The organism is Caballeronia sp. Sq4a (assembly GCF_023170545.1).
Lineage (GTDB): Bacteria > Pseudomonadota > Gammaproteobacteria > Burkholderiales > Burkholderiaceae > Caballeronia.
In genome coordinates, this window is sequence record NZ_CP084251.1 from 857050 (window position 1) to 879560 (window position 22511).

Consider the following 22511-nt stretch of genomic DNA (forward strand, 5'->3'; position numbering starts at 1 on the left):
ACGCGCGCGCATTCACGGCAACCCTGCTCCGGCCTACAGTTGACTCACGCCATTCAGATGGCTCACCAACGAACCGGAGCACACCATGTCACGTCTTTCCCAAGTCAACGTCAACGAAGCCACCGGCAAGACTGCCGAGCTCTTCAGCGCCATCAAGAAGGCCGCGGGCCGCGTGCCGAACGCGTATGCCACCATCGGCACGCACAGCCCGGCGGCGCTCGGCGCGGCGCTATCCAACGATGCCGTGCTTGCGAAGAGCAGTCTCGACAAGGCCGATGCCGAAGCCATCAAGCTCGCCGTCAGCGAACTGGCGGGCTGCGATTACTGTGCCGCTGCGCATACGGTCGTCGGCAAGATGGTCGGGCTCACGCAAGACGAAACGCAGCAGATCCGCGCGGGCGACGCCACCGGCAATGCGAAGCGCGATGCGCTCGTGCGCTTCGTGCGGCACGTGGCGGATTCGCGCGGCACGGTGGACGCCCGCGTGCTCGCCGATGTTCGCGAAGCAGGCTATAGCGAGGCGCAAGTCATCGACGCGCTGTTCGCGATGAGCGTCATCAACTTCACGAACCTCGTGAATCGCGTGAACGACACGACGCTCGACTTTCCCGCGCTCGTCTAAGGGTTCGAGGACTTCGCGAACCGGTCGATCACCGCGCTGACCAGATCGACCGGGACCGGAAACACGATCGTCGAATTCTTGTCGCCGGCGATCGTCGTCAGCGTTTGCAGATACCGCAGTTGCATCGCCTGCGGCGCCTGGGCGAGCATTTGCGCGGCCTGCAGCAGCTTCTCCGATGCCTGCAATTCGCCTTCCGCATGAATGATCTTCGCGCGACGCTCGCGCTCGGCTTCGGCCTGGCGGGCGATCGCGCGAATCATCGTCTCGTTGATATCGACGTCCTTGATCTCGACGTTCGACACCTTGATGCCCCACACGTCCGTCTGCGCGTCGAGCACGCGCTGGATGTCGCTGTTCAGGCGCTCGCGCTCGGACAGCAGTTCGTCGAGTTCGTGCTTGCCGAGAATCGCGCGCAGCGTCGTCTGCGAGAGCTGGCTCGTCGCGTCGAAATAGCGCGCGACCTGAATCACGGCTTTCTCCGGATCGACCACGCGAAAGTAGACGACCGCGTTCACCTTCACCGAGACGTTGTCGCGCGTGATGACGTCCTGCGGCGGCACGTCGAAGACGACGGTGCGCAGGTCCATGCGCACGACCTGCTGCACGACCGGAATGATGAGCACGAGCCCCGGCCCTTTCACCTTCCAGAAGCGCCCGAGCATGAACACGACGCCGCGCTCGTACTCGCGAAAAATGCGCACCGCCGACGCGAGCAGAAAAATGACGAGCGCGAGGACGATGCCGCCGAAACCGAAAGTCAGCCCCATGTTTTTAGCCTCGTTCAAGCTGCATTGTGATGTGATTCGTCGAACGGCTCGACGGTCAGCGTGAGTCCGTCGCGCGCGGTCACGCGCACGCGCGCGCCCTGCCCCGGCAACGCAGTGGGCGATGCCGGCTGCACGCGCCAGCGTTCGCCCTGCACGCGCGCCCAGCCGACGCCCTCGCCGCCCTCCAGCATCACGCCGATGCTGCCGAGCATGGCCTCGCCGCCGCTGACGACGGGCCGCCTGCGCGCCTTCAACGCGAGCCCCGACACCGCGAACACGAAGACCGCCGAGAACAGCGCGAGCGCGGCGACGAGTCCGGGCGGAACGCCGAAGCCGGGCACGTCGGTATCCACGAGCATCAGCGCGCCGATGGCGAACGCGACGATGCCGCCGATGCCGAGCGTGCCGAACGTCGGCAGGAACGCCTCGGCCACGAGACAGCCGATGCCCAGCATCAGCAAGCCGAGGCCCACATAGCTCACCGGCAGCAATTGCAGCGCGAACAGGCCGACGAGCAGGCAAATCGCGCCCGCGACGCCCGGCAGCACATAGCCCGGATTCGCGAACTCGAAGAAGAGGCCGTACATGCCGATCATCATCAGTATGAGCGCGACGCTCGGGTCGGTGATCGCCGCGAGAAAACGGTTGCGCCAGTCGGGCTGGAACGCGACGACGCTCGCCTCGCGCGTCGCCAGCACGCGCTCGCCCTGCGCCGTGCGCACGCGGCGGCCGTCGAGTCTGGCGAGCAGATCGGGAATGTCGGTCGCGGTGAGGTCGATCACCTTCTGCGCGAGCGCCTCGTTGGCCGAGAGCGCGACGGCCTCGCGCACCGCGCGTTCGGCCCACTGCGCGTTGCGCCCGCGCAGTTGCGCGAGGCCGCGGATATACGCGGCGGCGTCGTGAACCTGCTTGCGTGTTTCGGTCGATGCCCCCTCCGCCGCGCCCGACGCCGCGCGCTCCGCTCCACCGGCGCCGAGCTGGATCGGCGTGGCCGCGCCGAGATTCGTGCCGGGCGCCATCGCGGCGATATGCGCGGCATACACGATATACGTGCCCGCGCTCGCCGCCCGCGCGCCGCTCGGCGCGATGTACGCCGCGACCGGCACCGGCGAAGCGAGGATCGCCTGAATGATGGCGCGCATGGAAAGGTCGAGGCCGCCGGGCGTGTCGATCCGGAGGACGGCAAGTTGAGCGCGTTCGTCCGCGGCGCGGGCGAGCGATCGCACGACGAAATCCGCGCTCGCCGGGCCGACCGCGCCGGTCAGCGGAATCACGACGACGGGCGCCGCAGCTGCCGCGTGAAGCGGGAACACGGCGAACGCCAGCAGCAGCAAGAGGCGTCGGACCAGCGGCAGGAGCCGGTCAGCGGGCATCGTTCTCATCATCGGCAATCGCCGGCCGAGGCCGGCGTCGCGCAGGGTCTCGCTTTCAGCTTAGGCGATAGAACCGTCGTGCGGTCGATGATCTTCTCGACGTCCGCCGTCTCGCTCAGGCCCGCCACGAATCGCGCGCGGTCGAAATCCGGCGACACGCAGCCGTCCACGTAGACGAAGCGGCGCTGCAGCGTGAGCCACAGACTCGTCTTGTCGCGCCACTGAAGCCATGCATTCAACGCGTTCAGACGGCGCGTGACGCTTTCGGCGATCTCGCGGTCGTAGTCGTAACTGTTCGGCAGACGGCAACGGCCCGCGATCCAGCAACTGTTGCCGCGCTCGATGCGATAGTGCGCTTCGTCGAGCCATTCGGCTTCCGTCTCGAACGGGCCGCGCGGCGCGGGGCAATCCGCGATGGCGTTCGATACGTGCAGGAACGGGTCGTTGCCGCGATTGGCGAGCGTCTCGTCGGCGCCGACGGCTAGCGCGTGCAATGCCAGCAATACTCCGAGCAGCGCGGTGGTCTTCGGTTTGCGCATGATCGTCCGATCGTGTGAACGGCACGCGCCAAGCATAGACCATCATCGCGCGAGCCAGCCGTTACACTGAACAGGCACTTTTCCTCGGATCGAAAACGACATGAAACAGGCACTCCACCATCTGACGCTCGCAACCGGCTCGCGCGGCCTGCACGAAGTCACGCGCGACATCGACCGCTGGATCGACTTGCAGGATATCCGCACGGGCCTGCTGACGGTGTTCTGCCGTCATACGTCGGCGTCGCTGCTGATTCAGGAAAACGCCGACCCGGACGTGCGCGCGGACCTCGAACGGTATTTCGAATCGGTCGCGCCGGAAGCGCCCGGCCGCTATATCCACGACGCCGAAGGCCCCGACGACATGCCCGCGCACCTGCGCACCGCGCTCACCACCGTCCAGCTTTCGATTCCGGTCGAAGCCGGCCGCATGGTGCTCGGCACGTGGCAGGGCATCTATGTGTTCGAGCATCGGGCGGCGCCGCATCATCGCGAACTGGTGTTGCATCTGATCGGCGAGTGACCGCGAGGTTTGGACCGATCCTGCGCGCTCACGGCTTGACGACGGCGCGTCCGGCCAGCGCGCAGGTGTGATCCTGCAATTCTTCCGACGACGCGAAATTGCCCGGACCGACGTGATCGTTGAGCAGAAAGAACGCGGGCGCGCCGTCGCTGCGCTCGGCGCCCACGAGCAGCAACGTCTGATCGCCCATGGAACCGCCTTCCTGCGCGACGGTGGCGGCCAGCAGCCTGAACGGATCGGTGCGCGACAAGTCCGCGTCGTCGATGCGCAACGCGCGATACCTGTGTCCGTGAAGGCGCACGGGCAGCGGCGTCCATTGCGTGCCGATGCCCGGGCCCGCTTCGCGCAGCGCCTCTGCCACGTCATCCGCGAGACAGTCGATATGGATATGCAACTGGTTCTGCGTGCGCCCGCTCGCCGAATTGACCGCGAGCGACATCTCGTCGCGCGGCAAGCGGCGGCGCAGCGCGTCGTCGACGTAATGGCGCGCGTTCCATGCATCGCGCCAGTAGTTCGGCGTGTCCGGTTGCAAGAGCGCCGGACTTTCGATGCCGCTCACGCGTGCGGTCGGAATCAACAGATATTGCGCGACGCCGACGATGTCCTTGAGCACCGCATAGCCGCCTGCGACGTTCACGTCGGCGCAAGGCTGCTCCATGTGCGCGCCGTCGGCGGCCGGTACGCAGCGGTCGTGGACGATTTGCCAGAGCGCATCGGGATTGCCCGCGCGCGCGGGCGAACACGCGAGACTCAGCGCGACGGCGGCGCTGGCGAGGAGACACTTCGTGAGGATGTGCATCGGCAATGATGCGGGACGAAGACCTTAGCGTGCCGGATTATGCTTTCAGGCGCATGAAACTTCGCTGCGGCGGCCTCGCGCGTGCCGACTGCACAGCAAAAAGCGCCGGCTGCGATAACGCGGCCGGCGCTTTCTTCACTACGATTTCCCTGCTCCTGCTACCCGCCGCGCGCTATCCGCTGCGGGATCACAGAGTCCGGCTTAGTGGCCGAAGTAGACCGAGTTGCGGTCCGACATCGTGACGGCTGCACGCGCGCCCGACTGGGCGTTGCCAGCGGTCGATGCGCCATACGACGTCGTTGCAGCCGCGCCTTGCTCGGCGTTCACGCGCGCCTGAGCGGCTTGCAGGTCTTGCGGATAGTTCACGCGGTCTTGCGACGGGTTGTAGCCAGCCTTTTCCAACTGGGCGAGTTCTGCGCGAACTTGCGCGCGCGTCACGGGCGCGTTGTTTTGCGCGAAGGCGAAAGTCGGAGCGGCCAGAGCCGAAGCGATGACGAGTGCCGGAACGAATGACTTGATCATGATGACCTCCAATATCTTGTTGTCAGATCGATTGGAAACCGGAGAGCTTTTTAAGCGTTTTCTGATTTCCTTTCGCTTGGAGAGAAGTTTAGGAGGTCATCGACCTAGGGGAAACCCCGATTCTCATGAAAGATATTTGTTCAACGAGCAATAATCGAGGCGTTGAACCGGGCAGATGACAAACGCCGCAGTCAGCGCGCCTCCACATGTTCGAGCGCCACGGTCATCAATTCGCGCAGCAGCGGCTGAACGGCGCTGGCGCGGGTGTCGTCGTAGGCATAGGGCGACGTTTCCTGCATGTACGTCACCTGCGTCAGTTCCAGTTGCACCGCGTGGATGCCGCGCGCCGGCTCGCCGTAGCGCCGCGTGATGTAGCCGCCCTTGAAACGCCCATTGGCGACGCTGGTATATCGCCCGTCACGCGATACGACCTCCGCCAGCCGCTCCGCGAGTCCCGGCGCCGCCGATGCGCCGTCTGCCGTGCCGAAGTTGAAGTCGGGCAAGCGGCCTTCGAAGAAACGCGGCACGACCGAACGGATGGAGTGCGCTTCCCACAGCAGCACGCGCCCGTGCGCTTCGCGTAGCGCGGCGAGCTCGCCGGCGAGCGCGTCGTGATACGGCTGCCAGTACAGCGCGCGACGCGCCTCGATCTGCTCGCGCGACGGCGCGTGTCCCGGGCGGTAAAGCGGCTCATTGTCGAACGTATCGACGGGACAGAGACCCGTCGTGTCGCGGCCGGGATACAGATTCGCGTCGTCGGGCGGGCGGTTGAGGTCGATCACGTAACGCGCATATTCCGGCAGCAGAATCGACGCGCCCAACTCGCGCGCGAACGCATACAGCCGCTCCAGATGCCAGTCGCAATCGTCGACGCGCAGCGCCACTGGCGTCATCTCTTCGACGAGCGCCTCCGGAATGCGCGTGCCCCGATGCGGGATCGAAATCAAAAGCGGCGCGGTGCCGCGTTCCAGCGTGTAGATGGAGCAATCGTGAACGGTATCCATGTCTGCGGCTCCGGAAGTTGAACGTTACGCGAGCAGTCCGCCGAGCGCCGCGCGATAACGCGCGAGTGCCCGTTCTTCGTCGACGTGGCGGCGGTCGGTCACGACCTTGCGACCGCCGACGAACACGTCGCGCACCGGCGTCTGCCCATGCTCGCAGAAGACTGCGCTGGACAGCCACGCGTCGCAGGAAAGGCCACCGATGCCGGGATGCGCTTCATCCAGCACGATCCAGTCCGCGCGCATGCCCGCCGCGAGCGCACCGACGCGCCGCCCGGTCGCGCTCGCGCCGCCGTCGAGGGCGGCGTCAAAAAGACGGTCGGCCGGCCGCGTGTCGCCAGCCGACGCCAGCACGTTGCGCTCGCGACGCAGCAAACGCTCGCCATATTCGAGCAGCCGCAGTTCGGAGCGCCAGTCGACGCCCACATGACTATCCGAGCCGATGCCGAAGCGCCCGCCCGCATCCAGATAGTCGCGCGCCGCGAAGAAGCCGTCGCCGAGATTTGCCTCCGTCGTCAGGCAAAGGCCGGCGACGGCACGGCTCGCGGCAAGCCGGTTGCATTCGCTCGCGTCCATATGCGTCGCGTGGACGAGGCACCAGCGCTCATCCACGTCGAAGCGATCCAGCAGCCACTGCACCGGCCGCTGACCGGTCGCGGCGACGCACGCATCGACTTCGGCAAGCTGCTCGGCGATATGAATGTGCACCGGAGTGCGATCGAACCGGGCGTCGAAGCCTTCGAGCAGCGCCGCAAGCGATTCGCCCGAGACCGCGCGCAACGAATGCGGCGCGACGCCGTAACGCCGCGCGCCGTCCTCCGGCCGGGCGCGGGCGAGCGCATCGAGCATGTCGAGCAGACTCTCGGGCGTATGCAGGAAGCGGCGCTGATCGTCGCGCGGCGCGGCCCGGCCGAAGCCGCTGTACTGATAGAGCACCGGCAGCATGGTGATGCCGATGCCCGCGCGTTCTGCCGCATCCACCACGCGCTCGGCGAGTTCCGCGCGGTTCGCATACGGCGAGCCGTCCTGCGCGTGATGCACGTAGTGGAATTCGCAGACCGACGTGTAGCCCGCCTTCAGCATTTCGATGTAGAGCCAATGCGCGATGTCCGCGAGCGCGTCCGGCCCGATCTTCGCGGCGAAGCGGTACATCAGGTCGCGCCAGCTCCAGAAGGTATCGGCGGCGCTCGCGCGATATTCGGTGAGGCCGGCCATCGCGCGCTGGAACGCGTGCGAATGCAGATTCGGCATGCCCGGCAACACCGGGCCTTTCGCTCGCTCGACGCCAGCGGGTGCCGCGCTGTCCGGCTCCACGCGCGTGAGCGCGCCGTCGTCGCTCCACTCGATCAGCACGTTGCGCCGCCAGCCATCGGGCAAGCGCGCGTGGTCCGCGAAATAGAGGTTCAAGCTCATCTCTCCTCGATGCCGATGCAGAGCCACGCGGCATCGCCCGCGGCGTCGACGATGCAAGTCCGCTCGATGCGCGCGGTATCGCCCGGATAGAGCATTGCGCGCGTTCCGTCGGCAGACGCGATATTCAGGCTGCCGCTCGCGCAGTAGACGAACGTCACGTCGTGCTCCTGCGCCAGTTCATGACGCCCGGCGCGCCGGACGCACACCGACATGCGCGCCCGGTCGCGCCGCACCATCACGTTGAAGTCGCGCGTCGGCCCGTCGATGAGACTCGCGTGGATCGGCGTTTCGCCCGCGAAGCGCGCCATCGCGAGCGGTTCGTCGAGCCGATGCTCGCGGCCGCCGGCTTCGGCGAGCAGCATGCCCGCGCCGTCGAGCAGGACGAGCGCGCGATCCACGCCGGGAAACGCCGAAAACGCGCCATCCGACGACACGTCCGCGACCGACAGCCGCCACGCGAACGCATCGAGCGACGCGCCCGGCGGCCCCGCCGCGATCTCGCGCGTGATGCCGCCGCCGTTCCTCCACGGCACGGCGATGAGCGAAGCCGCAGGAATGATCGTCACGTCAGAAGTGCCCGGTGAATTGATAACGGTCGCCGGGATGCCAGAGATTCACGACCGACGCGACGGCATCCCGCGACCACGTGCGCCGATGCAGCAACAGACACGGCTCGTGCTCGCCCATCGCGAGCGCCGCGCGGATTTCGGGCGACGGCACGGAGGCCTCGATCCGGTACTCCACGCGCTGCAGCGGCGCGGCGATCATCAGGTACTGGTTCGGCGTGATCGTCGTGAAATCCTGCCGCGCGTACTCCGGCGCGAGCGCCGGGTTTACGTAACGTTCTTCGAGCTGCACCGGCTCGTCGTTCTCGAAGTGCAGCACGCGCGAATGAAACACCGGGCTGCCGAGCGCGAGCTGCATCTCGCCGGCGAGCGCCTCGTCCACGATGGATGCGCCCAGATGCAGCACGTGCGCGCGATACGCATGACCGCGCGCAGCGATTTCGTCCGAGATGCTGCGAATCTCGACGAGCGTCGACGCGTACTTCGGCTGCGCGACGAAGGTTCCCGCGCCTTGCACGCGCGTCAGGACCTGTTCGGCGGTCAGTTCGCGCAGCGCGCGGTTCACGGTCATGCGCGCGACCTTGAACTCGCGCGCCAGCTCGTTCTCGGACGGCACCTGATCGCCCTCGCGCCACTCGCCGATGTGAATGCGCTGCAGGATGTAGTCCTTGATCTCCTGATACGCGGGCGTGTTCATGCGCTCGCTTCCGCCTTTTCCGCGGCTTCCGAAGCAAATACGAACGGGCTATGCCGCGCGATCGCGCCCTGCTCGACCAGTTTCGCGATGGCCGCGATATCCGGCGCGAAGTAGCGGTCGAGGTCGTAATGCGGCACGTGCGCGCGCAGCGTGTTCATCACCTCGATGAGCGGCGCGCTCGTCTTGTGCGGCGCGCGCAGATCGACGCCCTGCGCCGCCGCCAGCAGTTCGATGGCGAGAATGTTGGCCGTGTTGCTCGCGATATCGCCGAGCTTGCGGGCCGCGAACGTGGCCATGGAAACGTGATCTTCCTGATTCGCCGACGTGGGCAATGAATCGACGGAAGCGGGATGCGCCAGCGTCTTGTTCTCGGAGGCGAGCGCCGCCGCCGTCACGTGCGCGATCATGAAGCCGGAGTTCACGCCGCCGTCGCGCACGAGGAACGGCGGCAGGCCGGAAAGCGTGGCGTCGATCAAGAGCGCGATGCGCCGCTCGGCCAGCGCGCCGATTTCGGCGGCAGCGAGCGCGAGGTTATCGGCGGCGAAAGCAACCGGTTCAGCGTGGAAATTGCCGCCCGACAGCACTTCGCCGGTATCGGGAAAGATCAGCGGGTTATCGGAGACCGCATTCGCTTCGATCAGCAGCACGTCGGCGGCGTGGCGCATCTGGTCGAGGCACGCGCCCATCACTTGCGGCTGGCAGCGCAGGCTGTACGGGTCCTGCACCTTCTCGCAATCCGCGTGCGACAGATTGATGCCCGAGCCCGCGAGCAGCGCGCGATACGCCGCCGCTGCGTCGATCTGCCCGCGATGCCCGCGCAACTCATGGATGCGCGCATCGAACGGCACCACCGAGCCCGCGGCCGCGTCCACCGACAGCGCGCCCGCCACGAGGCCGGTGCGGAACAGGTCCTCTATGGCGAACAGGTGATACAGCGCGAGCGCCGCCGATGCCTGCGTGCCGTTCAGCAGCGCGAGCCCTTCCTTGGCCTGGAGCGTCAGCGGCTTCAGGCCGGCGACCGCAAGACCGTCGAGCGCGCTCGCGCGTTCGCCGCGAATGGTGACTTCGCCGATGCCGAGCAGCACCGTCGACATATGCGCGAGCGGCGAGAGATCGCCGGATGCGCCGACCGACCCCTTGACCGGGATGATCGGCAGCACGTCCGCGTTGAACAGCGTGACGAGCGCCTCGATCACTTCGCGGCGGATGCCCGAATGGCCGCGCCCGAGGCTCGACAGCTTCAGCGCCATGAGCAGCCGCACGACCGGACGCGACATCGGCTCGCCCACGCCGACCGCGTGCGACAGCACGAGATTGCGCTGCAACAGTTCGAGCTGGTCAGCAGGAATATGCGTGTTCGCGAGCCGCCCGAAGCCCGTGTTGATGCCATACGCCGGATCGCCCTTCGCGGCGATGGCCGCGACCGCGCGCGCGCTGGCGTCGATGGCGTCGAAGCTCGCGGGATCGAGCCGCAGAGATTCGGAGCCGCGCGCGATTCGGCGCAGTTGCGGCAGCGTGAGTTTTCCGGGCGTCAGCGTAATCATGTTTCATCCTGTCTATACAAGTCAGACGCCAGTCTAAACGGGCATAAACGGCGAAACAAGTGGCTTTCCGGGATTCCCCTTAGCCCGAATAACGGATATAGGCGACGCTTGTCTATACAGAAGCCGCGATGCTCACAGCACTTTCTCCATCACGAACTGCACGAACCGCTGTCCGCGCACGACGACCGCGCGTGCCAGCAGCATCGTGAAACCGCAATACTCGAAGAACGGCCGGCCTGTCGCGCTCGCGTAGGTGTGCAGCACCTGCATGCCCGCCTCGCCCGCCTCGGCTTCGATGCGCGCGAGCAGCGCGGTCGCCACGCCTTTGCGCTGGTGCTCTGGGTGGACGAACATCATGTCGATCAGGCCGTTTCGCTCCAGATCGGCGAATCCGGCAAGCTGGCCGCCGCTGAACGCGACCCACGTCGGGCGGCTCGCGCGGGCGAGCGCCCATTCGTCGGGATCGGCCTGCGCCCAGACGTCGATCTGCTTCTGGTTGTAATCCGCCGATGCAGTCTCGCGCACCGCGCGGAGAAACAGGTCGATCACGCCGTCGAGATCACTCGCCCGGTACGGTCTGATTTCGATAAGCGGGAACTCGGGCATGTCTTCACCTTCTGTGTTGCAATAAAAATTCGAGCCGCTGAAAGCGCGGCGAAGTGTCGGGCGTCTGAACGCGGGAAGGATTGTAGGAAACGGGCGCGGGATAAAAGCCAAAAGGTGTCGCGAACGTGTCGCCGATCAGCTCGCGACGGCCACCGTTGCGATGCCGAGCGCGGTCATCACGAGCGACGCCCCGACGTGGATGGCGATCTCCGCCAGCGCCCAGCCGAGCCGCCCCTGCTGAAGATGCGCGACGACTTCCGCCGAGAACGTCGAAAACGTGGACAGGCCGCCCATCAAACCGGTGATGACGAAAAGCCGCCACTCGACGGAGAGATCCGGAACGCGCGCAAAGAACGCAACCGCCACGCCGATGATGTAGCCCGCGATGACATTGGCCGCGAACGTGCCGAGCGGCAGGTTCGGAAAGACCGCGTTCAGGCGCAGTCCGAGCGCCCAGCGCAGCAGCGAGCCGAGGCCGCCGCCGAGTCCCACCGCGATGATCGACAGGTACATGTAGTTCTTCAGTTATCTTGATGAAAGAGCGGGCGTGCCGACGTCACGCTCCGCGAGCCAGCCGTTCGATCAGCGCGGCGCGGCTCGGCTCGACGATCCATCCTTGGCTGTGCCGCAGATGCGCCGTCCAGGTGCCGTCGCGCCGGGCTTCCCAGCATCCGGCTTCGTGACCGTCGATGAACAGCGATCCGCGCATGACGAGCGTGGGATCGGCCGGATCGAGCGCGGTGTCGTCGTTGTGTGCGAGCCTGACGTCATGCATGACACTTCGCCTGCCGAGCATTGGATGGAGCGTGCCTGCTCAAGGGCTCCATTCTAACGATACTTCCGGCCCTCACCGCAACATGAACGACATTGCCGAAAGGCAATTGAGCGTGCGAACGACATGCTCGGCGCTGGGCGCATCGAAGGCGAGCGTGACCGAGTCGATGCGTTCGAGCGACGGCCACTGGCAGAAAAGATCGGCGAGCGCGCTCGTCTGGACGCGCAGTTCGCAGTGTCGTGTCGAAGAGCCGTGGCGCGTGCCGAAGCGCCCGTGTGCAGCGCCTTCGACGACCTCTTTCGCCGCGCGCCGAATCGCTTCGCATGCCGCAGCCGGCGTCTGCGTGACGCCGCTCGAATAGCCGTGCGCCGATTTCACGCAGACGAAGCGCGCGCCTTCGAACAAGGGCAATGTCTCGGCGCCGAAGACGTCATCGCCCGTGAGCAGCGCCACGCGCGCGCCGCGTTCTTCCGCGAGCCGGCCGTAGAGCGCCGCCTCGCCGGCCTCCTCGCCGTCGATCGTCACGCGCGCGAACGCCGTGCTGTTGATGGTATGCGCGAGAATGCCGCGGCTTTGCGCGCGCGCGTGATAGCCGACCATGAACACCAGATCAGGCGATGCTTCGAGGCCCGCCATCATGCCTAGCGTGCGTGGCTTGCCGAGCACGAGCCGCACGCGCGCATCGAACGCATCGGGCAAGAAATTGCGAAAGCCGCCATGCGAATCGTTCACCCAGACTTCGGACGCGCCGCCTTCGAATGCGCCTTCGGCCGCCGCGTTCGCCTCATGCGTCATCCAGCGTCGCGCCTGCTCGTACTCCGCGTTGCCGGGCCGCGTTTGCTCAGGATGAAACACACCCGCGATACCTTCGATGTCCGTTGAGATCAGCACTTTCATGGCGTCGGTTGCAATGCGTCCGTGAGAGATAGCCGCAGATGCCCGTTGCGGCCGGTCACGGTCTCCGCGCTGAAGAGCGCATCGAGAATCGCTTGTTCGATGCTGTCGGCAGCCGCCTGAAACAGCGGATCGAGCCGCGCGTCGGAAAGCAAAGGCGGCAGCGTGATGTATGCGGCGTCGTGCGGCACGGTGTACGCCGTCGAGAACGCGAGCGCAATGTCGCCGCTTCCGTGGCCGTAGACCGAGCCCGTCCGCGCCAGGCCGGCGGCCGCGCGCATTGCCATGCGTCGCAATTGTCGCGAGTCCAAAGGCGCATCGGTCGCGAGCAGCATGATGATGCTGCCTTGCTCCGGCTTTATCTGACTCTGCGCGGCCGCGTGCAGCCCGAGGCCGACCGGCTCGCCCGCTATCGTAAGCTGGGGCAAGCGCCCGAAATTGGCGAGCACGAGCGCGCCGACAACATAAGCGTTCCCGCCGATATCGACGATCCGCGACGCCGACCCGATGCCGCCTTTTAGTTCGAAGCACGACATGCCGCGCCCCGCGCCGACCGCACCGCGCGCGAAATCCTTCGCGCATCCCGCGAGCGCTTGGCGGTAATGCGCCTCGTCGACGGCGAACGCCTGCAAGTCGTTCAGATAACCGTCGTTGCACTCGAAGACGAGCGGATTGACGCTCGGCCACTCACGCCCTATGTCCCGATTTGATTCGCACGCCGAACGAATCTGCGCCGCTGCAACGGCACCGACGCCGAACGTATTCGTCAATGCAATCGGCGTTTCGAGCACGCCGAGTTCATCCACTTGCACGAGGCCGACGCTCTTGCCGAAGCCATTGGTCACGCACGCGGCGGCAGGCACTTTCTCGCGATACAGGTCGCCGCCGTGCGGAAGCACGACGGTCACGCCGGTCTGCACGTCGCCGGCATCAAGCGTGCAGTGCCCCACCGTGACGCCCGCGACATCCGCTATCGTCGCGCGTGCGCCGGCTTGCAATGTGCCGATATGCGGTGCTTTTCTCACGGCCGGTCCAGCTTCGGATCGAGCGCGTCGCGCAAACCGTCGCCGAGCAGATTGAACGCGAGCACCGTGAGGAAGATCGCGAGGCTCGGAAAGATGGCGACGTGCGGCGCCATCGCCATGTCGGCGCGCGCTTCGTTGAGCATCGCGCCCCACTCCGGCGTCGGCGGCTGCGCGCCGAGTCCGAGAAACGAGAGGCTCGCCGCCGTGATGATCGACGTGCCGATGCGCATCGTGAAATACACGACCACCGACGAAATCGTGCCCGGCAGAATATGTCGCACGATAATCGTCCAGTCCGACGCGCCGATGCTGCGCGCCGCCTCGATATACGTCAGATGCTTGAGCGCGAGCGTATTGCCGCGCACGAGTCGCGCGAACGCCGGGACGCTGAAGATGGCGACCGCGCAGACCACGTTCACCATGCCGTTGCCGAGAATCGCGACCACGCCGATCGCGAGCAAAATGCCGGGAAAAGCGAATAGCACGTCGGAGATGCGCATCACGATGCGGTCCCACCATCCTTCGTAGTAGCCCGCGAGCAGGCCGAAGAACGTGCCGATCACCGCGCCGATCACGACCGACAGCAAACCGGCCGTCAGCGAAATGCGGCTGCCGACGAGTATGCGGCTGAGAATGTCGCGCCCCAGCGAATCGACGCCGAACCAGTGCGCAGCCGAGGGACCCGCGTTGAGCGCATCGTAATCGAAGTAGTTCTCCGGGTCATAAGGCGCGATATACGGCGCGATGATCGCGATCACGATCAGCAGCAGAACGAACACCGCCGCGACCATCGCGACATGCTGCTGCCTGAACTTGCGCCAGAACTCGGTCCACGGCGTGCGGACGTTCTGCTGCGTGTCGTGTGCGGCTTGCACGGTTACGCTCATGCCGTCCTCACTTGAAGCGGATAGTCGGGTTGATGACCGCGTACAGCACGTCCACCACCAGATTGATGACGATGAATTCCAGCGAGAACAACAGCACTTCCGCCTGAATCACCGGATAGTCGCGCATCTCGACGGCATCGACGAGCAGGCGCCCGAGCCCCGGCCAGTTGAACACCTTCTCGACCACGATGGAACCGCCGAGCAGGAAGCCGAACTGCAGACCCATCATGGTGACGACGGGAATCATCGCGTTACGCAGGCAGTGCTTCACGATGACGATCGGCTCGTGCACGCCCTTCGCGCGCGCCGTGCGCACGAAGTCTTCGCCGAGCACTTCGACGAAGGAAGCGCGCGTGAAGCGCGCCATCACGGCGGCCACCGCCGCGCCGAGCGTGAGCGATGGCAGCACGTAGCTTTGCCAGGTGCCGTCGCCGACGATAGGCAGCCAGCCGAGCTTCACCGAGAAAATCTCCATCAGCAGCATGCCGAGCGCGAACGCAGGAAAGGAGATGCCCGACACGGCGAGCGTCATGCCGAGCCGGTCGGGCCACCGGTTGCGCCATACCGCCGACACGATGCCGATGCTCATGCCGAACACCACGGCCCACGCCATGCTGGCGAGCGTGAGCCACAGCGTCGGCATGAAACGCTCCGCGATTTCGGTGCTCACGGGGCGCTTGCTTCGCGTCGATTTGCCGAAGTCGAAATGCGCGACCTTGCCGAAGAAGCTCGCGAGTTGCTGCGGCAGCGGCTTGTCGAGGCCGAGGTCCGCGCGAACGAGCGCAACCGTCGCTTCGTCCGCTTCGGCCCCGGCTGCGAGCCGTGCGGGATCGCCCGGCAACAGATGCACGAACATGAACACCAGCACCGCGACGATGAAGAGCGTCGGCAGCAGCCCGAGCAGGCGTTTGGCAAGGAAGTTAAGCATCGCGGGTCTTTACTTGATGACGATCTCGTCGAAATTGAACGAGCCGTCCGGCATCACATACGCGCCGGAAAGACGCTTGCTGCGCGCGTACACGACCTTCTCCGTCACGAGAAAAATCCACGGCGCGTCGGCCCAGATGCGCTTTTGCGCATCCGCATAGAGCGCGGCTTTTTCGTTGCGGTCGGTGGTGGCGAGCGCCTTCTGCAAGTCGGCATCGACGTTTTCGTTCTTGTAGTACGCGGTATTCGCGAGCTTCGGCGGAAACGATGCACTGGAAAGCAGCGGCGAGATGGCCCAGTCCGCTTCGCCCGTCGACGAAGACCAGCCGATGTAGTACATGCGCACGGGAGCCGTCGCGGGATCGGGCGCGCTGTCGACGCGCTGCACGCGCTGCCCCGCTTCCAGCGCCTCAACCGACGCTTTGACGCCCACCTGCGCGAGCTGCTGCTGCACGAACTGGATGATCTTCTGCGCGGTCGTGTGGTTATAGCCGGACCACAGCGTGGTTTCGAAACCGTTCGGATAGCCCGCTTCCTTCAACAGTTCACGCGCCTTCGCCGGGTCGTATTTCCACGGGCCGGTCTTCGTCGCGTAGTCGACACCGGGCGGCACGACGCCTTCGGCGGGCACCGCATAGCCCGCGAACGCGACCTTGACCAGCGCTTCCTTGTTGATCGCGTAATTGAGCGCCTCGCGCACCTTCGGATTGTCGAAGGGCTTTTGCTGCATGTTCATGCTGATGTAGCGCTGGATGATCGAAGGCGAAGCGATCAAGTCCACCTTCGGGCTCGACTTCAGCGTGGCCGCCTGCTCGAACGGCACCTGGAATGCGAAGTCCGCTTCGCCCGTTTGCATGAGCGCGGCGCGCGTATTGTTATCGACGACCGGCTTCCAGTCGATCATGTCGATCTTCGGATAGCCCTTCTTCCAGTAGCCCGCGAACTTCTTCACCTTCAGATCGTCGGTCTGTTTCCACTCGACGAACTCGAAGGGTCCCGTGCCCACCGGATGAAACGCGATCTCCTTGCCATACTTCTTGAGCGCGGTCGGCGAGATCATGACCGCGGACGGATGCGCAAGCACGTTGATGAACGCCGAGAACGGAATCTTGAGCGTGACCTTCACCGTGTACGGATCGACCACTTCGGTCTTGTCGATCTTGTTGAACAGGTTGTAACGCTTGAGCTTGTTCGCCGGATCGGTCACGCGGTCGAAGACGGCCTTCACGGCTTCTGCATTGAAGTCGGTGCCGTCGTGGAACTTCACGCCCTGGCGCAGATGAATGGTGTACACCTTCGCGTCGGGACTCGCCTCGTAGCTCGTCGCGAGCACGGGCTGAATCTTCATGTCCTTGTCGAAGCCGAAGAGCCCTTGGTAGAACGACTTCGCGACCGCCTGCGAGAGCGTGTCGTTCGCATCGTACGGATCGAGCGTCGTGAAGGTCGAGGCGACCGCCATGACAGCAGTGCTTTGCGCGTACGCAGACACAGGACCGAGCGCGGCGAATGCAGCGAATCCGGCGAACGCGCTCGCGGATATGAGCGCGCGCAAGGGTGAAGGACGAGAGGACGGCATCGTGAGGCTCCTTGGCTTGACGTTATGGTTCACAACGATGTGCTGCGATATCGACTCATCGCTCAATAAGCGCCGCCGACATGATGCTCGGCAACGTAATGGCCGGGCCCGACCGCGACGAGCTTCGCGACCACAGGCTCGTCGCCGAGCTTGCGAATGGGACTCGGGATTTCGTCGGCGGCCAGCATGCGTTTCGCGTGACGGCGCGCGGGATCGGCCACGGGCACAGCGCTCATCAACTTCCTCGTGTACGGATGACGCGGCGCTTCGAATACCGCGGCGCGCGGCCCGATCTCGACGATCTGCCCGAGATACATCACCGCGACGCGATGGCTCACGCGCTCCACCACGGCCATGTCGTGCGAAATGAACAGGTAGGCGACGCCGAGTTCGCGCTGCAAATCGAGCATCAGATTCACGATCTGCGCGCGCACGGAGACATCGAGCGCGGAGACGGATTCATCGGCGATCACGACCTTCGGGTTCAGCGCAAGCGCGCGTGCAATGGCGATGCGCTGGCGCTGGCCGCCTGAAAACTCGTGCGGATAACGCTGCGCCGCTTCGGGCGGCAAGCCCACTCTGTCGAGCAGCCAGTCGACGCGCGCCTGCGCTTCCTTGCCGCTCGCGACGCCATGCACGAGCAGCGGCTCCATCACCGAAAAGCCGACCGTGAGACGCGGGTTCAGCGATGCGAACGGGTCCTGAAAAATGAACTGGATGTTACGCCGCAACGCTTGCAGCTCGGGGCCTTGCAGCGCGCTGATGTCGCGTCCGTCGAATTCGATAGAACCGCTCTGGCTCTCCACTAAGCGCAACAGGGAGCGCCCGGTCGTCGATTTTCCGCAGCCCGATTCGCCGACAAGCGCGAGCGTTTCGCCGCGGCGCAGATCGAAGCTCACGCGTTCGACGGCATGCACCGCCGCCGTCATGCGCCCGAAGATGCCGCTTCTGACAGGAAAGCGCGTGACGAGATCGCGCACGCGCAGAATCGGCTGACTGCTTTCATCGACGGCGGGCTGCACTTCGTGCTCCACTGCCGCCGATGGCCGCAGCGCGCTCGCGTCGTCGGGGGCCACGTCTGCCGGAGCCACTTCGAGAATCGGGAACTTGGCGGGACGGTCGGTGCCGCGCATTGCGCCGAGCGTCGGCACCGCAGCGAGCAATGCCTTCGTGTATGCATGCTTCGGGCTCCGAAACAGTTCGTCGGATCGGCCCTCTTCCACTTTCTCGCCGCGATACATCACCAGCACGCGGTCCGCCACTTCCGCCACCACGCCCATGTCATGCGTGATGAAGATCACCGCCATGTTCATCTCGTCCTGCAAGCCGCGCACGAGTTGCAGGATCTGCGCCTGAATGGTCACATCGAGCGCGGTGGTCGGTTCGTCGGCGATCAAGAGCGCGGGCTTGCAGGAAAGCGCCATGGCGATCATCACGCGCTGGCGCATGCCGCCCGACAACTGATGCGGATAACGCGCGAAAACGCGGCGCGCTTCGGGAATGCGCACGAGATCGAGCAGCCGCAGCGCTTCGGCGCGCGCCTCTGCGCGGCTCTTGCTCTGATGCAGCGCGATGGCCTCGGCAATCTGGTCGCCCACCGTGAACACCGGATTGAGCGATGTCATCGGCTCCTGAAAGATCATCGCGATATCCGCGCCGCGCACGCCGCGCATCGTGGCGGACGACGCGCGCGCGACGTCGAGCACCTGTCCGTTGCGCCGCCGGAACGCGATGCTGCCCGATGCAATGGAACCGCCGCCATGCTCGACGAGCCGCATCAATGCGAGCGACGTCACGGATTTGCCCGATCCCGATTCGCCGACGATCGCGAGCGTCTCGCCGCGATCCACGTTGAACGTGATGTTGCGCACCGCTTCCACGGTCCGCGATCGCGAGCGGAATGTGACGGACAGATCGCGCACGTCGATGACGCGCGAGTCCGGTAGGGTAGGCGTCGCGCTCATGAGCGGTAGATGGCCGTGACCGCCTGTTCGCCGACTCGCGCGAACCCGCGATACATGCCTTCCGTGTTGAACGGCAGCGTGACGTTGCCGCGCGCATCGACGGCGATGAGACCGCCGCGTCCGTCGATACGCGGCAGCTTTGTCATCACGACGTCCTCCGCTGCGGCCTCGAGCGTCAGCCCGCGATATTCCATCTGCGCGGAGACGTCGTAAGCCGCGAGCATGCGGATGAACATCTCGCCGGTGCCGGTGGTCGATACCGCGCACGTCGCGTCGTTCGCGTAGCAGCCCGCGCCGATCAACGGCGCATCGCCGACGCGGCCCGCCTGCTTGTTGGTCATGCCGCCCGTGGACGTGGCCGCCGCGAGATGGCCGCGTGCATCGAGCGCCACTGCGCCGACCGTGCCGAACTTCTTCTTCGGATCGATGGGGTCGTCCTCGCCGCTTTGCTGTGCGGCTCGTGTGGCGGCATCGTGGTCCAGCAGCGTGCCGTGCGTGCCGCGCGCGCTAAGCCATTGCTGATAGCGCGCATCGGTATGAAAGTACGATGGATCGACGAACTGCAGCCCTTGCGCCTGCGCGAACGCCTCGGCGCCCGCGCCCGTGAACATCACGTGTTCGCTCACGTCGAGCACGCGGCGCGCGGCGAGCACGGGGTTTTTCACGCGCGTCACGCAACTGATCGCGCCGGCGTCGAGCGTCGCGCCGTCCATGATCGACGCGTCCAGTTCGTGCGTGCCCGCTGCGGTGAACACCGCGCCGTGGCCCGCGTTGAAGAGCGGACAGTCTTCGAGCAGGCGCACGGCTTCGGTCACGGCATCGAGCGCGCTGCCGCCGTCCGCGAGCACGCGCTGGCCCGCGCGCAGAATGTCGCCGAGCGCCGCGTGGTAGCGCGCTTCGGCGTCGGTGCTCATGGCCGAGCGCAGGATCGTGCCCGCGCCGCCGTGAATGGCGATGACTGGAATGGCGCTCATGTTTCGCGCGGCTCCGTGTGAGTGGGTCGTTTGGCGGATGCGCGACGCGGCGCGCGCGCGGACGTAGCAGGCGGCACGGTCGCAACCCCGTTCAACATCGGCGGCGCGACGAGCCACGGCAGCACGAATTCGGTGAGGCCCGATGCCGCTTCCACCGATCGTTTCGCGCGATGCGCGACTGCGTCGCACAGTGCTTCGATGACGGCGAGCACCGCCGTATCGCAATTGGCGGCCAGGCGGCGCTCGGCGCGGATCGTCAGTACGAGATCGGCGATGCACGCGAGTGGCGACGCGCCGCTGTCCGTGAGCGCCACGACGCGCACGCCCCGCTGCCGCGCTTGCCGCGCGAGCGCGATGGTGTCGTCGACATAGCGCGGAAATGAAATGGCCACGAGCACGTCGTCGCGCGATGCGGTGAAGAGCCGCCGCGCCGCATGCGACGGCCCGCCGTGAAGCGCGAGCGACTGCACGTCCGCGCAGTACGGCGTGAGGCCGTGTTCCATGAGACCTGCGAGAAACGCGCTCGCGCCGTAGCCGAGCACGAACACGCGTTGCGCGCTCAGGACGGCTTCGACGAGCGCTTCGGCCTTCGCGGCATCGACCGAAGTTTGCGCGAGACGCACGTTGGCTGCTGCCTGCGCGAGCGACGATTCGAAGACTTCGGCGCCGCTCGCTGGCGATTCGAGCGATGAGCGCAGACGTTCGACCGGCGCGATGGTCGCCTCGAAGCCGCGCACGAGCGCCTCGCGGAACGCGGGATAGCCCGAGAAACCGAGCGCCCGCGCGAAGCGGTTCGCCGTCGCGATCGAGGCGCCGACGGCGTCCGCCAGTTCGTCGATGCGCATGGTCGCCGAGCGGAACAGGTTCGCCAGCACGAATGCGCCCATGCGCTGATGAATCGGCGTGAGCATCGGCATGGCGGCGGCGATGCGCGTCGAGATCAGCTCATCGGCACTCGCGGGCGAAACGACCGGTGGGCGGCGGGACATACGAGGGCGGCAGGCTGCTCGGAAGTCGTGGTGAAAGTATGTTTACCTAAAACCGCCGCCAAAAAAAATTCATTTTCATCGGACTGGGGTTTTCGATAAGCCGCATGCGCCCGTCGAACGGCCCTTGCATGTTCATGCACAATACGGGACGCATCACTTCTTTGGCCATGATCCACGCATGAATCTCGACTGGCTTCCAGACACGCTTTCACGGCATCTTCCGACGCAGCCCTGGGCGCAACTGCTCCTCGGACTCGCCGCCCTCTTCGTCATCGCCGAGTTCGCGCAATGGGTCATCGCGCGTGTGCTGCTCCGGATCGCGCACCGGCTGCTCGTGCTGGCCGGTCACTCGGCGTGGGATCAGGCGTTCATCCGGCATCGCGCGTATCACCGGCTCTGGTATGCCGCGCCGTTCGCGGTCGTCGCGCTCGGCATCGGCGAAGTCCCGCATATCGGACACTGGGCGACGGCCGTCGAGCGCGTCGCGCACGGCGCGGCTTGGGTGTGCGTGTTCCTCGCGACGGGCAGCGCGCTCTCCGCGTGGCAGGACGTCTACGCCGCGAGCAAGGAAGCGCAGACGCGCTCGATCAAGGGCTACATTCAGATCGGCAAGCTCGCGCTCGCGTTGATCTGCTTCGTGCTGGTGCTGTCCATTCTCATCGATCGTTCGCCGCTCTGGATGCTCTCCGGGCTCGGCGCGCTCTCCGCCGTGCTGCTGCTCGTGTTCAAGGACACGCTGCTATCGCTGGTCGCGAGCACGCAGCTCACGTCGAACGACATGCTGCGCATCGGCGACTGGATCGAAATGCCGCAAGCACTGGCCGACGGCGCGGTGAAAGACATCGCGCTGCATACGGTGAAGGTCCAGAACTGGGACAACACCATCACGACGGTGCCCACGTACAAGCTCTTTTCGGAGAGCTATCGCAACTATCGGCACATGTTCGAATCGGGCGCGCGGCGCATCAAACGGTCCATGCGGATCGACGCGCAATGCGTGCGCTTTCTCACCGATGAGGAGACGCAACGCATGATGCGCTTTCGCCTGCTGCACGATTATCTGCTGCAAAAGCAGACGGAAGTCGAACAGGCGAACCGCAATCTCGGCGAACTCGCGGCGGAGCCTGCGAACCGGCGGCGGCTCACGAACATCGGCACATTTCGCGAGTACGGGCTCGCGTACCTGAAGCATCATCCGGAGATACGGCAGGACATGGCGATCATGGTTCGCATGATGGAGCCGGAATCGCAAGGCATTCCGGTCGAGGTCTACTGTTTCACCGCGACGACCGCATGGATGCAATACGAGCGCATTCAGGGCGACGTGTTCGATCATCTGCTCGCGATCCTGCCCGAGATGGGTCTGCGGCTCTATCAGGCGCCTTCGGGCACCGACTTCGCCGGCGTCGCCGGACGTCTGCGCGGCGAAATGCCGACGCTCTGAGGCCTCGAGTTTTCTGCTGGAAGAATCAGGCAAGAATCGTCCAGTTTTGTGTATTCACGCATCGCGCGCCGGTCCTTACGATGTGAC

Annotated in this window: 24 protein-coding genes; 3 read left to right on the forward strand and 21 right to left on the reverse strand. The window is 65.6% G+C overall.

The genetic code is table 11. The annotated features are described in order from the left end of the window. The first annotated feature begins 85 nt into the window (after nt 1–85). Nucleotides 86–622, forward strand: a complete 537-nt coding sequence (locus LDZ24_RS17925; protein WP_175941223.1) for a carboxymuconolactone decarboxylase family protein — start codon at nt 86–88, stop codon at nt 620–622. Here the strand turns inward: LDZ24_RS17925 and LDZ24_RS17930 are convergent. The 3 genes from LDZ24_RS17930 to LDZ24_RS17940 are packed head-to-tail and all read right to left on the reverse strand — an operon-like array spanning nt 619 to nt 3301. Then, nucleotides 619–1389 carry a slipin family protein gene (locus LDZ24_RS17930; RefSeq protein ID WP_175941221.1) on the reverse strand — a complete coding sequence of 257 codons (771 nt, stop codon included), beginning with the start codon at nt 1387–1389 and terminating at the stop codon, nt 619–621. The genes LDZ24_RS17925 and LDZ24_RS17930 overlap by 4 nt on opposite strands. Before the next feature lie 14 nt (nt 1390–1403). Beyond that, the gene (locus LDZ24_RS17935; RefSeq protein ID WP_371747466.1) at nt 1404–2771 is read right to left on the reverse strand and encodes a nodulation protein NfeD; all 1368 of its coding nucleotides are present in this window, start codon (nt 2769–2771) and stop codon (nt 1404–1406) included. Then, a complete protein-coding gene (locus LDZ24_RS17940; protein ID WP_248322567.1) occupies nt 2771–3301 on the reverse strand; it encodes a BON domain-containing protein in 531 nt (176 codons plus the stop codon). Before LDZ24_RS17940 ends, LDZ24_RS17935 begins: the two co-directional genes overlap by 1 nt. Before the next feature lie 100 nt (nt 3302–3401). Here LDZ24_RS17940 and LDZ24_RS17945 point away from each other — a divergent pair, with 100 nt between their 5' ends. Continuing rightward, nucleotides 3402–3821: a secondary thiamine-phosphate synthase enzyme YjbQ gene (locus tag LDZ24_RS17945; RefSeq protein ID WP_175941218.1), complete on the forward strand. Its 420-nt coding sequence runs from the start codon at nt 3402–3404 to the stop codon at nt 3819–3821. Between the two features lie 28 nt (nt 3822–3849). On the opposite strand, the gene LDZ24_RS17950 is transcribed toward LDZ24_RS17945, so the two are convergent. From LDZ24_RS17950 to LDZ24_RS18035, 18 genes are all read right to left on the reverse strand, one after another. Further along, nucleotides 3850–4620 carry a CDP-diacylglycerol diphosphatase gene (locus LDZ24_RS17950; RefSeq protein WP_248322568.1) on the reverse strand — a complete coding sequence of 257 codons (771 nt, stop codon included), beginning with the start codon at nt 4618–4620 and terminating at the stop codon, nt 3850–3852. Between the two features lie 201 nt (nt 4621–4821). Beyond that, nucleotides 4822–5139: a DUF4148 domain-containing protein gene (locus tag LDZ24_RS17955; protein ID WP_248323337.1), complete on the reverse strand. Its 318-nt coding sequence runs from the start codon at nt 5137–5139 to the stop codon at nt 4822–4824. 194 nt (nt 5140–5333) lie between these two features. After that, entirely contained in the window at nt 5334–6146 is an 813-nt protein-coding gene (gene hutG, locus LDZ24_RS17960; RefSeq protein ID WP_248322569.1) for an N-formylglutamate deformylase, read from the reverse strand. Between the two features lie 24 nt (nt 6147–6170). Next, nucleotides 6171–7556: a formimidoylglutamate deiminase gene (locus LDZ24_RS17965; protein WP_248322570.1), complete on the reverse strand. Its 1386-nt coding sequence runs from the start codon at nt 7554–7556 to the stop codon at nt 6171–6173. Continuing rightward, complete coding sequence (locus tag LDZ24_RS17970; RefSeq protein WP_248322571.1) at nt 7553–8122, reverse strand: HutD family protein; 570 nt, start codon at nt 8120–8122, stop codon at nt 7553–7555. The genes LDZ24_RS17965 and LDZ24_RS17970 overlap by 4 nt, the downstream gene beginning before the upstream one ends. Nucleotide 8123: 1 nt before the next feature. Next, nucleotides 8124–8819 (reverse strand): histidine utilization repressor, encoded by a 696-nt coding sequence (hutC, locus tag LDZ24_RS17975; protein WP_248322572.1) that lies wholly within the window; start codon nt 8817–8819, stop codon nt 8124–8126. After that, nucleotides 8816–10363, reverse strand: a complete 1548-nt coding sequence (gene hutH, locus LDZ24_RS17980; protein WP_248322573.1) for a histidine ammonia-lyase — start codon at nt 10361–10363, stop codon at nt 8816–8818. The genes hutC and hutH overlap by 4 nt, the downstream gene beginning before the upstream one ends. Before the next feature lie 132 nt (nt 10364–10495). Next, nucleotides 10496–10969, reverse strand: a complete 474-nt coding sequence (locus LDZ24_RS17985) for a GNAT family N-acetyltransferase (protein ID WP_248322574.1) — start codon at nt 10967–10969, stop codon at nt 10496–10498. Nucleotides 10970–11104: 135 nt separating this feature from the next. Continuing rightward, nucleotides 11105–11482, reverse strand: coding sequence for a fluoride efflux transporter CrcB (gene crcB, locus LDZ24_RS17990; protein ID WP_175941203.1), 378 nt, complete (start codon nt 11480–11482; stop codon nt 11105–11107). Between the two features lie 43 nt (nt 11483–11525). Beyond that, entirely contained in the window at nt 11526–11744 is a 219-nt protein-coding gene (locus LDZ24_RS17995) for a hypothetical protein (protein WP_248322575.1), read from the reverse strand. A gap of 72 nt (nt 11745–11816) precedes the next feature. Next, the gene (locus tag LDZ24_RS18000) at nt 11817–12641 is read right to left on the reverse strand and encodes a M55 family metallopeptidase (RefSeq protein WP_248322576.1); all 825 of its coding nucleotides are present in this window, start codon (nt 12639–12641) and stop codon (nt 11817–11819) included. Continuing rightward, nucleotides 12638–13663: a P1 family peptidase gene (locus tag LDZ24_RS18005; protein ID WP_248322577.1), complete on the reverse strand. Its 1026-nt coding sequence runs from the start codon at nt 13661–13663 to the stop codon at nt 12638–12640. The genes LDZ24_RS18000 and LDZ24_RS18005 overlap by 4 nt, the downstream gene beginning before the upstream one ends. Further along, entirely contained in the window at nt 13660–14550 is an 891-nt protein-coding gene (gene gsiD, locus LDZ24_RS18010) for a glutathione ABC transporter permease GsiD (protein ID WP_248322578.1), read from the reverse strand. The genes LDZ24_RS18005 and gsiD overlap by 4 nt, the downstream gene beginning before the upstream one ends. A gap of 7 nt (nt 14551–14557) precedes the next feature. After that, nucleotides 14558–15478, reverse strand: coding sequence for a glutathione ABC transporter permease GsiC (gsiC, locus tag LDZ24_RS18015; RefSeq protein WP_175941194.1), 921 nt, complete (start codon nt 15476–15478; stop codon nt 14558–14560). 9 nt (nt 15479–15487) lie between these two features. Next, on the reverse strand, nt 15488–17053 hold the full coding sequence (gene gsiB / locus LDZ24_RS18020; RefSeq protein WP_248322579.1) for a glutathione ABC transporter substrate-binding protein GsiB: 1566 nt from the start codon (nt 17051–17053) through the stop codon (nt 15488–15490). Nucleotides 17054–17115: 62 nt separating this feature from the next. Beyond that, nucleotides 17116–19017 (reverse strand): dipeptide ABC transporter ATP-binding protein, encoded by a 1902-nt coding sequence (locus LDZ24_RS18025; protein ID WP_248322580.1) that lies wholly within the window; start codon nt 19015–19017, stop codon nt 17116–17118. Beyond that, nucleotides 19014–19991 carry an isoaspartyl peptidase/L-asparaginase family protein gene (locus LDZ24_RS18030; protein WP_248322581.1) on the reverse strand — a complete coding sequence of 326 codons (978 nt, stop codon included), beginning with the start codon at nt 19989–19991 and terminating at the stop codon, nt 19014–19016. The genes LDZ24_RS18025 and LDZ24_RS18030 overlap by 4 nt, the downstream gene beginning before the upstream one ends. Next, the gene (locus LDZ24_RS18035; RefSeq protein WP_248322582.1) at nt 19988–20980 is read right to left on the reverse strand and encodes a MurR/RpiR family transcriptional regulator; all 993 of its coding nucleotides are present in this window, start codon (nt 20978–20980) and stop codon (nt 19988–19990) included. Before LDZ24_RS18035 ends, LDZ24_RS18030 begins: the two co-directional genes overlap by 4 nt. Nucleotides 20981–21158: 178 nt before the next feature. Between LDZ24_RS18035 and LDZ24_RS18040 the strand changes: the two genes are divergently transcribed. Beyond that, nucleotides 21159–22424, forward strand: coding sequence for a mechanosensitive ion channel family protein (locus tag LDZ24_RS18040; RefSeq protein ID WP_248322583.1), 1266 nt, complete (start codon nt 21159–21161; stop codon nt 22422–22424). Nucleotides 22425–22511: the final 87 nt, after the last annotated feature.

What these genes read in the sequence shown, in the direction of transcription:
- LDZ24_RS17925 (WP_175941223.1), top strand. Translation starts at nt 86, where the DNA reads ATGTCACGTCTTTCCCAAGTCAACGTCAACGAAGCCACCGGCAAGACT.
- LDZ24_RS17930 (WP_175941221.1), bottom strand. Translation starts at nt 1,389, where the DNA reads ATGGGGCTGACTTTCGGTTTCGGCGGCATCGTCCTCGCGCTCGTCATT.
- LDZ24_RS17935 (WP_371747466.1), bottom strand. Translation starts at nt 2,771, where the DNA reads ATGAGAACGATGCCCGCTGACCGGCTCCTGCCGCTGGTCCGACGCCTC.
- LDZ24_RS17940 (WP_248322567.1), bottom strand. Translation starts at nt 3,301, where the DNA reads ATGCGCAAACCGAAGACCACCGCGCTGCTCGGAGTATTGCTGGCATTG.
- LDZ24_RS17945 (WP_175941218.1), top strand. Translation starts at nt 3,402, where the DNA reads ATGAAACAGGCACTCCACCATCTGACGCTCGCAACCGGCTCGCGCGGC.
- LDZ24_RS17950 (WP_248322568.1), bottom strand. Translation starts at nt 4,620, where the DNA reads ATGCACATCCTCACGAAGTGTCTCCTCGCCAGCGCCGCCGTCGCGCTG.
- hutG (WP_248322569.1), bottom strand. Translation starts at nt 6,146, where the DNA reads ATGGATACCGTTCACGATTGCTCCATCTACACGCTGGAACGCGGCACC.
- LDZ24_RS17965 (WP_248322570.1), bottom strand. Translation starts at nt 7,556, where the DNA reads ATGAGCTTGAACCTCTATTTCGCGGACCACGCGCGCTTGCCCGATGGC.
- hutC (WP_248322572.1), bottom strand. Translation starts at nt 8,819, where the DNA reads ATGAACACGCCCGCGTATCAGGAGATCAAGGACTACATCCTGCAGCGC.
- hutH (WP_248322573.1), bottom strand. Translation starts at nt 10,363, where the DNA reads ATGATTACGCTGACGCCCGGAAAACTCACGCTGCCGCAACTGCGCCGA.
- LDZ24_RS17985 (WP_248322574.1), bottom strand. Translation starts at nt 10,969, where the DNA reads ATGCCCGAGTTCCCGCTTATCGAAATCAGACCGTACCGGGCGAGTGAT.
- crcB (WP_175941203.1), bottom strand. Translation starts at nt 11,482, where the DNA reads ATGTACCTGTCGATCATCGCGGTGGGACTCGGCGGCGGCCTCGGCTCG.
- LDZ24_RS17995 (WP_248322575.1), bottom strand. Translation starts at nt 11,744, where the DNA reads ATGCATGACGTCAGGCTCGCACACAACGACGACACCGCGCTCGATCCG.
- LDZ24_RS18000 (WP_248322576.1), bottom strand. Translation starts at nt 12,641, where the DNA reads ATGAAAGTGCTGATCTCAACGGACATCGAAGGTATCGCGGGTGTGTTT.
- gsiD (WP_248322578.1), bottom strand. Translation starts at nt 14,550, where the DNA reads ATGAGCGTAACCGTGCAAGCCGCACACGACACGCAGCAGAACGTCCGC.
- gsiC (WP_175941194.1), bottom strand. Translation starts at nt 15,478, where the DNA reads ATGCTTAACTTCCTTGCCAAACGCCTGCTCGGGCTGCTGCCGACGCTC.
- gsiB (WP_248322579.1), bottom strand. Translation starts at nt 17,053, where the DNA reads ATGCCGTCCTCTCGTCCTTCACCCTTGCGCGCGCTCATATCCGCGAGC.
- LDZ24_RS18025 (WP_248322580.1), bottom strand. Translation starts at nt 19,017, where the DNA reads ATGAGCGCGACGCCTACCCTACCGGACTCGCGCGTCATCGACGTGCGC.
- LDZ24_RS18030 (WP_248322581.1), bottom strand. Translation starts at nt 19,991, where the DNA reads ATGAGCGCCATTCCAGTCATCGCCATTCACGGCGGCGCGGGCACGATC.
- LDZ24_RS18035 (WP_248322582.1), bottom strand. Translation starts at nt 20,980, where the DNA reads ATGTCCCGCCGCCCACCGGTCGTTTCGCCCGCGAGTGCCGATGAGCTG.
- LDZ24_RS18040 (WP_248322583.1), top strand. Translation starts at nt 21,159, where the DNA reads ATGAATCTCGACTGGCTTCCAGACACGCTTTCACGGCATCTTCCGACG.